Genomic DNA, 13,372 nt, shown 5'->3' with positions numbered 1-13,372 from the left:
GGTCGCGCCCCACCCCTCGGGTATTGATAGTTCCTATCGAATGATAGAAACTGTCAGTTCTGGTGGGGTGTCGAAAGGGGACGAGATGACCACGCGAGTGCCTGTGCTCATCGTCGGGGCCGGCGTCGGCGGGCTGTCCATGTCGGCGCTGCTGACCCAACACGGTGTCCGGTCGCTGCTGGTGGAGAAGCGGCGCGAGGTCTTCCTGTACCCGAAGGCCCGCAACCTGAGCTTTCGCAGCTTGGAGATCCTGCGCGGGATGGGTCTGGGCGACGAGGTGCATGCGGTCGCCGAGCACGTCTCGACCGTGGTGGCCAAGCCGGCGCTCAACAGCCCCGAGGAGCGACCGGCGCTCGACGTCGAGGGGATCTTCGCCGGTCTGGAGCGGTTCAGCCCCGAACCGGCGGCGCAGTACTGCCCGCAGAGCCGGCTCGAGCCGATCCTGCTCGCCGCGACCCGGCGCGGCGGCAGCGACGTGCGCTACGGGACCGAGCTGTCCTCGATCGACATGGACGAGGCCGGCGTCACCGCGGTGGTTCGCGACGCCGAGTCGGGCACCGCCGAGACGATCCGCGCCGACTATCTGATCGGCGCCGACGGGGTGCACAGCCCTCTCCGTAACCTGTTGGGAATCACCACGTCTGGATACGGCGCGCTGCCCATCTACGTCGTCTTCGTCTACTTCCGGGCGCCTTGGCGAAAGTTCATCCCGCACTTGCACGACGGCGACGGCGTGCAGGTCAAGAACGCCGACGTGGACGGCATCTTCCTGGTCGCCGAAGGTGACCTCGGCATGTTCATCACCACCTACTTTCCCGACGAGGGCGAGACGGCCGAGCAGTTCACGCCGCAGCGCTGCCGCGAGCTGCTCACCAAGGCGATCGGCGAGCCGCTCGACATCGACGTCATCGAGGTCGCGGCATGGCAGCCCTACGAGCAGGTCGCCGACCGATTCGATTGCGGGCGAGCGTTTTTGGTGGGCGATTCGGCGCACACCATGCCGCCGTTCAAGGCCGGGGGAGCCAACACCGCGATCCAGAGCGCGCACAACCTGGCCTGGAAACTCGCCGCCGTGCTGCGAGGCGCGGCCGGACCGGCGCTGCTGGACACCTACCACGCCGAGCGCCACCCCGTCGGCGTCTTCGCCGCGCGCCAGTCGCTCACCGGGCCGTCGATGGCCCTGCTGAGACCGGGTGGGAAGCGGCCGCAACTGCCGGCCGACGAAGAGGCACCGATCTTCGCCCTGATGATCGGATACCGCTACGGCGCGAACGGCATCGAGCTGGTGGACGAGTTGCGCGCCCAGCCCGGCACCCGGGTGCCACACGTCTGGGTGCGCGACGGTGTCTCGACCCTCGACCTGGTGGGCCCGGAGTTCACCGTGCTCACCGGCGACGAACGCTGGTGTGCCGCAGCGGCTTCCATGTCGCTACCGGCGCACCGGGTCTACAACGACCAGTGGGCGGCGATCACCGGGCTGGCGCCGGACGGGGCACTGCTGATCCGGCCCGACGATTTCGTCGGATGGCGCGCCGACGAGCTGCCCACCGACCCGCAAACCGCTCTCCGCCAAGCGCTTTCGCTGTGCCTGGGCCGGGCACGTTAGGGCGCGAGCAGACGCAAAAGCCCCCGATGCGCGGCGTGTCGCGGGGCTTTTGCGTCTGCTCGCGCGGGAAAAGTGGGGTTACAGCGGGATGTTCTTGTGACGGCCGCGGCGCGCCGGCGCCTGGGCCAGCGCCTCGGTGAGCTTGCTGCGGGTGTGCGCCGGGTCGATCTTCTCGTCGACCACGCCGATCTCGATCGCACTGTCCACACCGCCGGCGATCTTCTCGTGCTCGGCGGCCAGCTGGTCGTGCAGCGCCTCGCGCTCGTGCTCCGGGGCGGCGGCCAGCTTCTTCTTGTGCAGGATGCCGACGGCGGCCTTGGCTCCCATCACCGCGACCTCGGCGTCCGGCCAGGCGAACACCTTGGTCGCGTTCAGCGAGCGGGAGTTCATCGCAATGTAGGCCCCGCCGTAGGTCTTTCGGGTCACCAGGGTGACCCGCGGAACGGTGGCCTCGCCGAAGGCGTGCAGCAGCTTGGCGCCGCGACGCACCACACCGCCCCACTCCTGGTCGACACCGGGCAGATAGCCCGGCACGTCGACGATCACCACCAGCGGGATGCCGAAGGCATCGCACAGCCGCACGAAACGCGCTGCCTTCTCGGCACTTTCGGAGTTCAGGCAACCGCCCAGCCGCAGCGGGTTGTTGGCCAGCACGCCGACCGTGCGACCGGACAGCCGGCCCAACCCGATCACCATCGACGGCGCCCAGTTCGCCTGGAACTCGTCGAACGGGGTCTCGTCGTCGAGGATCGCGGTCACGATGGGGCGGACGTCGTAGGCGCGGCGGGCCGACTCGGGCAGCAGCGCGTGGATGTCGGTGTCCCCGGCCTCGGCCTTGGTGCGGTCGAAATGGCCCTGCTGGCAGAACAATCCGACCAACCGGCGACCGCGCTCGTAGGCGTCGAGCTCGTCGTCGGCGACGATGTGGCACACCCCGGACTTCTTGTGGTGGGTCTCGGGGCCGCCGAGCGAGGCCATGTCGACGTCCTCGCCGGTGACGCTGCGCACCACGTCGGGTCCGGTGACGAACACCCGGCTCTCCGGCGCCATCACCACGACGTCGGTCAGCGCCGGCCCGTAGGCGGCGCCACCGGCCGCGAAGCCGACCACCACCGAGATCTGCGGGATGTAGCCGGACGCGCGGATCATCGCCTCGAACACCAGGCCCACGGCGTGCAACGCCTTCACGCCCTCGGCCAGCCGGGCACCGCCGGAGTGCCAGATGCCCACGATCGGGCTCTGCTCCTCGATGGCGGTGTCGTAGGCGTCGACGATGTGCGAGCAGCCCTCGATGCCCATGGCGCCACCCATCACGGTGCCGTCGGTGCAGAACGCGATGGTGCGCACACCGTTCACGGTTCCCGCGGCGGCAAGCACGCCCGAGCGGTCACGTTCGTGCAGCAGCGCAACGCTGCCGTCGTCGAAGAAATTGCTCAGGCGCAACAGCGGGTCGCGGGGGTCGAGCGACTCGCCAACCGTCTCGGGGGCCGTGATAGTCATCGCAGGTCTCCTGTATTCCGGTGCTGCTCGGGACGGTGGGTTCAGTACCGTCCGAAGGCGATGGCGACGTTGTGGCCGCCGAAGCCGAACGAGTTGTTGATCGCGTACTGGTAGTTGCCCGGCCGCGGTTTGCCCGCCACCACGTCCAAATCGATTTCGGGGTCGAGGTTTTCCAGGTTCAGGGTGGGCGGGACGACCTGGTCGCGCAGCGCCAGCACGGTCAGGATGGACTCGACGGCGCCGACGGCGCCGACCGAGTGGCCGAGCGCGGCCTTGGGGGCGTAGACGGCGGCGTTGCCGCCGTGCGGGCCCAGGGTGTTGTTGATCGCCTTGCTCTCGGCCACGTCGCCCACCGAGGTGCCGGTGGCGTGCGCGTTGACGTGATCGATGTCGCCGGGCGTCAGGCCGGCCAGCTGGATGGCGCGGCTCATGGCGTGTCCGGCGCGTTCGCCGTTGGGGTCCGGGGCGACCATGTGGTAGCCGTCGGAGGTGATGCTGGCGCCCATGATGCGGGCCAGGATGTTGGCGCCGCGGGCCTTGGCGTGTTCCTCGGTTTCGATCACCATCAGCGCGCCGGCCTCGCCGAACACGAAGCCGGTGCGGTCCCGGTCGAACGGGCGGCAGGCGCCGACGGGGTCGTCGTTCTTGGTCGACATCACGATGCGCATCTGGGCGAACGCCGCGATCGGCACCGCCTCGATCTTCGTCTCGACGCCGCCGCAGATCGCGATGTCGGCCTCGCCGAAGACGATGTTGCGCCACGCCTGGGCGATGCCCTCGGAGCCCGACGCGCACGCCGAGACCGGGGTGATGACGCCAGCCTTGGCGTGGTGTTCCAGCCCGACCGCCGCGGCTGCGCCGTTGGGCATGTACTTCTGCACACCGAGCGGGGAGACCGCCTTCATGCCCCGCGCGCGCATGTCGTCGTAGCTGAAGACCATTTCCTCGGATGACCCCAGGCCGGTGCCGATGGAGACCATGAGCCGGTTGCTGTCCACCTCGGGCGAGCCGGCGTTCTCCCAGACCCGCCGGCCCAAGATGGTGGACATCCGTTGCAGGTAGCCCGTCCGGCGCAGCTCGACGCGGGTCAGCTGACTGTCGAACTCCTCCAACAGATGTCCGCCGATGCGCACCGGCAGGTCGAACTCCTCGACGAAGGGATCGTCGAGTGTGCGGATACCACTTTGACTGTCCAGCAACAGCTTCCAGGTGGTCTCGGCGTCAGTCGCCAGCGCGGTCGTCATGGCGATGCCGGTGACGACCACGTTCGGGAGCGTTTTCCCGGTAACCAGCTCTGTCATGGGTCTTGCGAAGATTCCTTCCCTAACTTGTCCGGCAACTTTGCGGGCCGTTGCGGCCCGCATCGTCGCCGGACGTCGTGCTCAGTAGCGCCCGAAGGCCAGTGCCACGTTGTGGCCACCGAAGCCGAACGAGTTGTTGATCGCGTATTGGTAGTCGCCGTAGCGGGGTTCGCCCGCCACGATGTCCAGATCGATTTCGGGGTCCGGGGTTTCATAGTTCAAGGTGGGCGGAATGACGCCGTCGCGCAGGGTCAGCACCGTGAGCACCGATTCCAGCGCGCCGACCGCGCCGATCGAGTGTCCCAGCGCGGACTTCGGCGCATACACCGCCGCCTCCTGACATCCGGCCACCCGGATGGCGTTGGCCTCGGCGGTGTCACCGATCGGCGTCGCGGTGCCGTGCGCGTTGACGTGGTCGACGTCCTTGGGGGACAGGCCCGCCAACTCCAGCGACCGCGTCATGGCCCGGCCCGCCCGCACACCGTCGGCCGCCGGGGCCACCATGTGGAACGCGTCGGACGTGATGCCGGCACCCATCAACCGGGCCAGCGGCTTGGCACCGCGGGCCTTGGCGTGCTCCTCGGTCTCGATCAGCATCAGCGCACCGGCCTCGCCGAACACGAACCCGTCTCGGTCCTTGTCGAACGGCCGCGACGCCCGCTCGGGCTCGTCGTTGCGCGTCGACATGGCCCGCATCATCGAGAAGGCCGCGATCGGCAGCGCCTCGATGGGGCCCTCGACACCACCGCACACGGCGACATCGGCGTCGCCCATGACGATCTGGCGCCACGCGTGGGCGATCGCCTCCGAGCCCGACGAACAGGCTGACACCGGGGTGATCACCCCGGCGCGGGCGCCGAGCTGCAGACCCACCACGGCGGCGGCGCCGTTGGGCATGATCATCTGCACGGCCAGCGGCGACACCTTGCGGGGGCCGCCCTCGTTCATCAGGTCGTAGCTCTCCACGATCCGCTCGGCACCACCGAGGCCGGTGCCCACCACGACCGAGAACCGGTCGGGGTCGAGCTCCGGGTTGCCGGCGGTCTCCCACAGCTGGGTGCTGAGCAGCTTGGCCAGCCGCTGGACGTAGGACATGCGGCGCAGGTCGAGCCTGCTCATCCGCTCGTCGATGGGCTCCTTGAGGTGGCCACCGATCCGGACCGGCAGGTCCCACTTGGTGATGTAGTCGTCTTCGAGGACGTGGATGCCGCTTTCGCCGGCGAGTAGACCCTTCCACGTGCTCTCGACGTCCGGCGCGATCGACGTCGTCGCCGTGACGGCGGTTACCACAACGCTGGGGTAACCGCCGTTAGCAGTGGAAGGCTTACTCACTTGCTGTCCGCTTCCAGCCTTGCCTTGACGTTGGCGACCGCCTCGGGGTTCTCGGTCTCCAGCTTGGCGCGCAACGCCTCGGCAGCCTCGGGGTTCTCTTCCTCGAGCTTCTGGATGTAGGCCACGACGTCACCGACGGTGCGCAGACCGGCGAGGTCCTCGTCGGGAATCTTGACGCCGTACTTGTCCTCGGTCTGCACGGCGATCTCGACCATCGACAGCGAGTCGATGTCCAGGTCGTCGACGAAGGACTTCTCCGGGGTGACCTCGGAGGGCTCGATACCGGTCACCTCTTCGATGATCTCGGCGATACCGGCGATGATTTCTTCCTGGCTGACAGCCACAGCATTTCCCTTCGTAATGTGTTGTGAATCAGTCGAACTGACGTGTGTTATGCGGTTGTACTGGTCGAGCTGGCTATTAAAGCTCAGCCAAAGCGTCCAGGTCTGCGGGTGACTTCACGGCTCGTGCCGAAACCCCCCGAAGTTCTCGTTTGGCGATGCCGGTGAGAGTGCCCGCGGGCGGGAACTCCACGGCCGCTGCGACTTCCAGCTCACGCAGCGTGGCGGTGCACAGGTCCCAGCGGACCGGCTGGGTCAGCTGGGCGACCAGCGCCTCCATCGCCGCGGCCGCCGAGGCGACCGGCTTGCCGTCGCGGTTGGACAGCAGCGTGGCGGTGGGCTCGGCCGTCTGGACGGCGGCCGCCGCGGCGGCGTAGCCGTCGAGCGCCGAGGCCATGTACTTGGTGTGGAACGCTCCGGCCACCCCGAGGGCGCGCACCCGGGCCTTCGCCGGGGGATCCTCGGCCAACTTCTCCAGCGCGGCCAGCGACCCGGCGGCCACGATCTGGCCGGCGGCGTTGCGGTTGGCGGGGAACAGGTCGAGCTGCTCGAGCCGGGCGAGGACCTCGGCCTCGTCGCCGCCGAGCACCGCGGACATGCCGGTCGGCTCGACCGCGCACGCCTTGGCCATCTCGGCGCCGCGGGTGGCGGCCAGCGCGACGGCGTCGTCAGCGGCCATCACGCCGGCGATCGCGTAGGCGGCGATCTCCCCGACGGAGTGGCCCGCCACGACCAGGTCGGCGTCGGCGAGCAGGCCGCGCCGGGTCAGCTCCTGGTGGGCGAGCAGCGTGGCGGCGACGACCAGCGGCTGGGTGACCGCGGTGTCGGTGATCTCTTCGGTCGATGCGGTGGTGCCCAGGCGAACCAGGTCGAGGCCGCTGGCCTTGGACCACAGCGCCAACTGGTCGGCGGCGCCGTCGAGCTCCAGCCACGGCGAGAGCATCCCCTCGGTCTGCGAACCCTGTCCGGGCGCAAGCAATGCAATCACGTGTTTAAGAGAACACTGTGGAAACGGTTTTGGCGGGTGTAACAGATTATGAACCTCGTCTTAGGTTTTTGTGTACACCCTACAAAATAGCTCGGTAAGCTACTGGTTTGATATCGTGCCGCGATCTGTTGCCCGGGTCACTATCCGCCCGATTGCCCCCGCGCAGCACCGTTGACCGGCAGCGGAACGGCGGGCATGGCGGCGCCGGCGGCGCTGGGCGGGTGCGTCGGGTAGTTGAGCTGCCCGACCGTCGCGGCCACTCGCAGCACATATGCGTCGCGCGGCTGCATGGGATCGCGGCCGGTGAAGTCGGTGATCCGCTTGAGTCGGTAGCGCACGGTGTTTGGATGAACGAACAACTTTCTGGCACAAGCCTCAATCGCGCCACCAGAATCTAAGAAAGCGTCCAGGGTTTCGATGAGGGTGGGGCCGGCGTCGGCCAACGGGCCCATCACGTCCGTGTGCAGCGCCACGATCGCCGACGCATCGCCCATCAGGGCGCGTTCCGGCAGCAGCTCGCGGGCCAGCACCGGCCGTGGCGCTCCGCGCCAGCCGCCGACCGCGTTCATCCCGGATATCGCCTCGCTGGCGCTGTGGTAGGCCGCCGTCAGCATCGGTGCGGTGGGCCCGACCACGACAGGTCCGTCGGAGAACGCCTCCAGCAGATCGCCCAGGAATTTGTCGGTCGGTGACAATTGGCCGGAAACGATAGCGACCAGCCAGGTGCCGTGCACGTCGGTCAGCGCCGCCCGGCCGTGCTGCGCGGCGATGTCGCGGACGTGCTGACTGGCGCGTTCGCTGTCGCCGGGGCCGGTCGAGCCGTCGCGGCCGGGCGCCGGCGTCCCGACCACGACCGTCGCCGGGGCGGTGGTGTCCCAGTTCAGCGCCGCGGCGCGGGACAGCAGCTCCGGGCCGGTGTCGCCCCGGACCACCGCGTCGACCACGCTGGCTTCCATCCGGCTGTCCCAGGTGCCGCGCGCCTCGGCGGCGTCGGCGTAGGCGGTGGCGGCGGTGAAGGCCAGGTCGCGGCTGTATTTCAGGACGCCGACGGTCAGGGCGGTCAGCTGCTCTTCGGAGCGGGCCAGCAGCGGCACCACCTCCTCGAAGAACTCCATGGTGACCCGGACCATCTCCACGCTGTGCCGCAGCGCGATGCGGCGGGCCAGGTCCTGGGGCACCAGCTCGAAGGCCTGCGCGGTGTGCCGGACGTTGCTTTTGGGGTCCTGCATCCATTCGGCGAAGTTGACCACGGCCGTCTGCACCACCAGCGACACGCTGGCCCGTTGGGAGGCTTCCAGGTCGGCGAAGAACGGCAACCGGTCCTGCATCACCGACACCGCCTCGGTGGCCAGCCGGCCCGAATACTGCTTCAGCCGGCGCAGCACCGATTCCGGGACGGTATCCAGCGTCTCCAGCGGCGACCGGGGATGCTTCGCGAACGGGCCGGCGAACGGGTTGTCATTCACCCCTAAAACCTACGCCATCTTTTGGAGACTTCCCCCAAAGGGGCGGGGGTGTCGGACTGTTGGGTGCTCGCGGCCGGCGCTCGGGTGGTGCGGGGCCGCGGCGGCTGCGTGGGGCTTTGCCGGCCGAGCGTGAAGCTAACTTCACGCTCGGCCTCGACCGTGAAGCTAACTTCACGCTCGGCGGAGGCGCGGTGGGCGTGGGCGCGGCGGGGTGGTGGGCGACGGGCGTGGGCGACAGGCGGGGGCCCGGGGCGGGGGCGTGGGCGCCCCGCCCCGGGCGCCGTTAGGCCACGCCGGGGTCGGACGTCTGCTCGGGGGCGGCCAGCACGTCGTCGATGCGGTACTGGCGTGCGGCGGCGACCGGCACCGACGGGTCGATCTCGCCGTCGCGCGCCAGCGCCTCGAGCACCGCGACCACCTGCGACTCGGCGTCGGTGTTGAAGTACCGCCGCGCCGCGGGCCGGGTGTCGGAGAAGCCGAACCCGTCGGTGCCCAGCGTCACGTAGGTGCCCGGCACCCACGGCCGGATCTGCTCGGGGACCGCCCGCATCCAGTCCGACACGGCGACCACCGGCCCGCTGGCATCCGACAGCGCCTGCGTGACGTAGGGGACGCCGGCGGGCCGGTCCGGGTGCCGCAGCCTGGCCCGGTCGATCGCCACGCCGTCGCGGTTCAACTCGCCCCAGCTGGTCACCGACCACACGTCGGCGGCCACGTCCCACTCGTCGGCCAGCATCTTCGCCGCGCTCAGCGCCGACGGCATGGCCACTCCGGAGGCCAGGATCTGCGCCTTGTTGGCGCGCTGTTCGGTGGCCACGTGGTAGCGGTAGAGGCCGCGCAGCAGACCTTCGGGATCGAAGTTCTCCGGCTCCGGCGGCTGCACGTACGGCTCGTTGTAGACCGTGATGTAGAAGTACACGTCCTCGGGGTTCTCGCCGAACATCCGCGCCAGCCCGCTCTCCACGATGTAGGCGATCTCGTAGGCGAACGCCGGGTCGTAGGCGACCACGGCCGGGTTGGTGGCGGCCAGCAGCAGCGAGTGGCCGTCGGCGTGTTGCAGGCCCTCGCCGGTCAGGGTGGTGCGCCCGGCCGTCGCGCCGAGCAGGAAGCCGCGCGTCATCTGGTCGGCGGCGGCCCACAGCCCGTCACCGGTGCGCTGGAAGCCGAACATCGAATAGAAGATGTAGATCGGGATCATCGGCTCGTTGTGCGTCGCATACGACGTCCCGGCCGCGATGAACGATCCCACCGACCCGGCCTCGTTGATGCCCTCGTGCAGGATCTGCCCGACTTCGCTTTCCTTGTACGCCAACATCAATTCGGCGTCCACGGCGGTGTACAGCTGGCCGTTGCGGTTGTAGATCTTCAGCGACGGGAACCAGGAGTCCATGCCGAAGGTGCGCGCCTCGTCGGGAATGATCGGCACGATCCGCGGGCCGATCTCCTTGTCCCGCAACACTTCTTTGAAGGTGCGCACCGTCGCCATGGTGGTGGCGACCTCCTGGGTGCCCGACCCCTTCTTCAGCGCGGCGTAGATGTCGCGGCCGGGAAGCCGCAATGCCTTTGCCTTGGTGCGGCGTTCGGGCAGAAAGCCGCCCAGGGTGCGGCGCCGGTCGAGCATGTAGCGGATCTCCGGGGCGTCGGAGCCGGGGTGGTAGTAGGGCGGCAGGTAGGGGTTCTCGTCCAGCTGGGCGTCGCTGATCGGAATGCGCATCGCGTCCCGGAAGTGCTTGAGGTCTTCCAGCGCAAGCTTTTTCATCTGATGCGTGGCGTTGCGGCCCTGGAAGTGCGCGCCCAGCGAGTAGCCCTTGATGGTCTTGGCCAAGATCACCGTGGGCTGGCCCTTGTGGTCGACGGCGGCCCGGTAGGCGGCATACACCTTGCGGTAGTCGTGGCCGCCGCGCTTGAGGTTCCAGATCTCGGCGTCGGTCATGTTCTCCACCAGCGCCTTGGTGCGCGGGTCGCGGCCGAAGAAATGGTCGCGCACGTAGGCGCCGTCGTTGGCCTTGTAGGTCTGGTAATCCCCGTCGGGCGTGGTGTTCATCAGGTTCACCAGCGCGCCGTCCCGGTCGGCGTGCAGCAGGGCGTCCCACTCGCGGCCCCAGACCACCTTGATGACGTTCCAGCCGGCGCCGCGGAAGAACGACTCCAGTTCCTGAATGATCTTGCCGTTGCCGCGCACCGGGCCGTCGAGGCGCTGCAGGTTGCAGTTGATCACGAACGTCAGGTTGTCCAGCGCCTCGTTGGCGGCCACCTGGATCAGCCCGCGGCTTTCCGGCTCGTCCATCTCGCCGTCGCCCAAGAAGCACCACACGTGCTGATCGGAGGTGTCCTTGATGCCGCGGTCATGTAGGTAGTGGTTGAACCGCGCCTGATAAATGGCGTTCAGTGGGCCCAGGCCCATCGACACCGTGGGGAATTCCCAGAAGTCGGGCATCAGCCGTGGGTGCGGGTAGGACGGCAGGCCGCCGCCGGCGTGGCTGTGCTCCTGGCGGAAGCCGTCGAGTTGGTCGGCGGTCAACCGGCCCTCCAGGAAGGCGCGCGCGTAGATCCCCGGGGAGGCGTGCCCCTGGATGAAGATCTGGTCGCCGCCGCCGGGATGCGACTTGCCGCGGAAGAAGTGGTTGAAGCCGACTTCGTACAGCGCCGCCGACGACGCGTAGGTCGAAATGTGGCCGCCCACACCGACTCCCGGCCGCTGCGCGCGGTGCACCATGATGGCGGCGTTCCACCGGATCCACGCCCGGTAGCGCCGTTCGACGTCCTCGTCGCCGGGGAACCACGGCTCGAGTTCGGTGGGAATGGTGTTGACGTAGTCGGTGGAGGTCAGCGACGGGATGGCGACCCGCTGCTCGCCGGCGCGTTCGAGCAGCCGCAGCATCAGATAGCGGGCCCGCGACGGCCCGGAGCGCTCCAGCAGTTCGTCGAAGGACTCCAGCCACTCCGACGTCTCTTCCGGATCGATGTCGGGGAGGTAGGACGCGACCCCCTCGCGGATCACCCGGACGCGGTCGGGTTCGGCCGGGCCGGTGGGGTTTGTGGCCAGATCGTGGCGCACGAATTCGGTTGTCAACCCACTACTCCTGTAATTGGCGGGATGTGTGCCGTGGGGTGGTTCGCACCCCGACCACCATCGTGCCGCACCGGTGTTCGACGCGGATAGTCGACGTCGGGTAGCCGACTCGGCGGGCAACGCCCCGGCGGGTCGGGGACAGCCGCACACCCCACCCGGTAACGTCAGGACCGTGCTCATCCGGTGGCGTGGCGTCCCGCAGATGCAGGTGGGGGCTTTCCCCCGGCGTGGTGCGTTGGCGCTGGGCTGTGTGGCCGCCGCGCTGATCGGCATCGTGGGATGCACCTCCGTCACCAACGGAACCGCGACCCCCGACACCCGGGTGGCCCCGGCCTACCGGCAGTCCGTGTCCGCGTCGGTTTCCGCCTCGTCGGTGACCTCGAGCGTCCGGGAATCCCAGCGCCAGCAGTCGCTGACCACCAAGGCGGTGCGCACCGCCTGCGCCGCGCTGGTCACCACCAGCAAGAACGCGATCGACAAGACCAACGAATTCGTCCAGGCGTTCAATTCGGGCCGCGGCACCGGCCCCACCGAAGGCCCGGCCATCGACGCCCTCAACGACAGCGCCAACACGGTGGCCAACAGCTTCAACGATGCGATGTCGCAGCAGATCAAGGACGCGTTCAATGCCTACATCGACGCCGCGCACGCGGTGGCCAACGCCATCGGCACGCACGCGTCGACGTCGGAATTCAACAAGCGCGTCGACCAGCTCAACGACACGAAGAAGAAGGCGATCCAACTCTGCCTGGCCACCTAGTGAGCCGGAAGTGTGAACGGGATCGCGGCTGTGCGACGATAATCGGCAATCACACGGTGTGCACGGCTGGCGCACATGGTTGAAGGAGGCTCCACGGTGGTCGCGGCGGATCACGCCCCGAGCTACGCTCGCAAACTGGGCATCCAACGGGACCAAGTTGTCCAGGAGTGGGGCTGGGACGAAGACACCGACGACGAGATCCGCGCCGCGGTGGAGGAAGCCTGCGGCAGCGACCTGCTCGATGAGGACACCGACGAGGTGGTCGACGTCGTGCTGCTGTGGTGGCGGGACGGGGACGGCGACCTGGTGGACACGCTGATGGACGCGATCAGCCCGCTGGCCGAGGACGGGGTGATCTGGGTGTTGACGCCCAAGACCGGCAAGCCGGGACACGTGCTGCCGGCCGAGATCGCCGAGGCCGCTCCGACCGCCGGGCTGATGCCCACCTCCTCGGTCAACCTGGGCGACTGGAGCGCCAGCCGGCTGGTGCAGCCCAAATCGCGCGCCGGGAAGCGTTGATGCTGTCGGTCGGCACCCCCGCCCCGGACTTCACCCTGCGCGACCAGAACCAGCAGCGCGTCACGCTGAGCTCCTTCCGCGGCTCCAAGAACGTGCTGCTGGTGTTCTTCCCGCTGGCGTTCACCGGGATCTGCCAGGGCGAGCTGGACCAGTTGCGCGACCATCTGCCCGAGTTCGAGAACGACGACAGTGCGGTGCTGGCCATCTCGGTGGGTCCACCACCCACACACCGGATTTGGGCGCTGGAGAGCGGTTTCACCTTCCCGGTGCTGTCCGATTTCTGGCCGCACGGCGCGGTCAGCCAGAGCTACGGCGTGTTCAACGACGAGGCCGGCTACTCCAACCGCGGAACGTTCGTCGTCGACCGGTCCGGGATCATTCGCTTCGCCGAGATGAAGCAGCCCGGCGAGTCCCGCGACCAGCGGCTGTGGACCGACGCGCTGGCGGCGCTGAAGGCCTGAAAGTTTGGGGTCCCGGCCGGCGGGC

Annotated in this window: 11 protein-coding genes; 4 read left to right on the top strand and 7 right to left on the bottom strand. The window is 68.7% G+C overall.

The window, feature by feature from the left end; genetic code table 11:
* Window positions 1-67 precede the first annotated feature (67 nt).
* Window positions 68-1,606 (top strand): FAD-dependent monooxygenase, encoded by a 1,539-nt coding sequence (locus tag H7I87_RS13240; protein WP_019732601.1) that lies wholly within the window; start codon window positions 68-70, stop codon window positions 1,604-1,606.
* A 78-nt stretch (window positions 1,607-1,684) separates the two neighbouring features.
* On the opposite strand, the gene H7I87_RS13235 is transcribed toward H7I87_RS13240, so the two are convergent.
* The 7 genes from H7I87_RS13235 to aceE form a co-directional block, all read right to left on the bottom strand.
* Complete coding sequence (locus H7I87_RS13235) at window positions 1,685-3,106, bottom strand: acyl-CoA carboxylase subunit beta (protein ID WP_009976445.1); 1,422 nt, start codon at window positions 3,104-3,106, stop codon at window positions 1,685-1,687.
* A gap of 41 nt (window positions 3,107-3,147) precedes the next feature.
* Complete coding sequence (kasB, locus tag H7I87_RS13230; RefSeq protein ID WP_024636879.1) at window positions 3,148-4,407, bottom strand: 3-oxoacyl-ACP synthase KasB; 1,260 nt, start codon at window positions 4,405-4,407, stop codon at window positions 3,148-3,150.
* A gap of 81 nt (window positions 4,408-4,488) precedes the next feature.
* Window positions 4,489-5,739: a 3-oxoacyl-ACP synthase KasA gene (gene kasA, locus H7I87_RS13225; RefSeq protein WP_011724652.1), complete on the bottom strand. Its 1,251-nt coding sequence runs from the start codon at window positions 5,737-5,739 to the stop codon at window positions 4,489-4,491.
* Window positions 5,736-6,083, bottom strand: a complete 348-nt coding sequence (gene acpM, locus H7I87_RS13220) for a meromycolate extension acyl carrier protein AcpM (protein ID WP_003872368.1) — start codon at window positions 6,081-6,083, stop codon at window positions 5,736-5,738. Before acpM ends, kasA begins: the two co-directional genes overlap by 4 nt.
* A gap of 76 nt (window positions 6,084-6,159) precedes the next feature.
* On the bottom strand, window positions 6,160-7,068 hold the full coding sequence (locus H7I87_RS13215) for an ACP S-malonyltransferase (protein ID WP_003878192.1): 909 nt from the start codon (window positions 7,066-7,068) through the stop codon (window positions 6,160-6,162).
* 140 nt (window positions 7,069-7,208) lie between these two features.
* Window positions 7,209-8,534 carry a PucR family transcriptional regulator gene (locus tag H7I87_RS13210; protein ID WP_003878191.1) on the bottom strand — a complete coding sequence of 442 codons (1,326 nt, stop codon included), beginning with the start codon at window positions 8,532-8,534 and terminating at the stop codon, window positions 7,209-7,211.
* Window positions 8,535-8,817: 283 nt separating this feature from the next.
* Window positions 8,818-11,607, bottom strand: coding sequence for a pyruvate dehydrogenase (acetyl-transferring), homodimeric type (gene aceE / locus H7I87_RS13205; protein ID WP_009976448.1), 2,790 nt, complete (start codon window positions 11,605-11,607; stop codon window positions 8,818-8,820).
* 172 nt (window positions 11,608-11,779) lie between these two features.
* Between aceE and H7I87_RS13200 the strand changes: the two genes are divergently transcribed.
* The 3 genes from H7I87_RS13200 (at window position 11,780) to H7I87_RS13190 (ending at window position 13,347) form a co-directional block, all read left to right on the top strand.
* Window positions 11,780-12,367 (top strand): Rv2240c family protein, encoded by a 588-nt coding sequence (locus tag H7I87_RS13200; RefSeq protein ID WP_023884289.1) that lies wholly within the window; start codon window positions 11,780-11,782, stop codon window positions 12,365-12,367.
* A gap of 96 nt (window positions 12,368-12,463) precedes the next feature.
* A complete protein-coding gene (locus H7I87_RS13195) occupies window positions 12,464-12,886 on the top strand; it encodes a DUF3052 domain-containing protein (RefSeq protein WP_003872363.1) in 423 nt (140 codons plus the stop codon).
* Window positions 12,886-13,347 (top strand): peroxiredoxin, encoded by a 462-nt coding sequence (locus H7I87_RS13190; RefSeq protein ID WP_009976451.1) that lies wholly within the window; start codon window positions 12,886-12,888, stop codon window positions 13,345-13,347. Before H7I87_RS13195 ends, H7I87_RS13190 begins: the two co-directional genes overlap by 1 nt.
* Window positions 13,348-13,372 lie beyond the last annotated feature (25 nt).

Origin of the sequence: Mycobacterium timonense (assembly GCF_025821985.1) — a bacterium.
GTDB classification, from domain to species: domain Bacteria; phylum Actinomycetota; class Actinomycetes; order Mycobacteriales; family Mycobacteriaceae; genus Mycobacterium; species Mycobacterium avium.
Note: the sequence above shows the minus strand (reverse complement) of the source record. Positions and strands in the feature narration are given on the sequence as shown.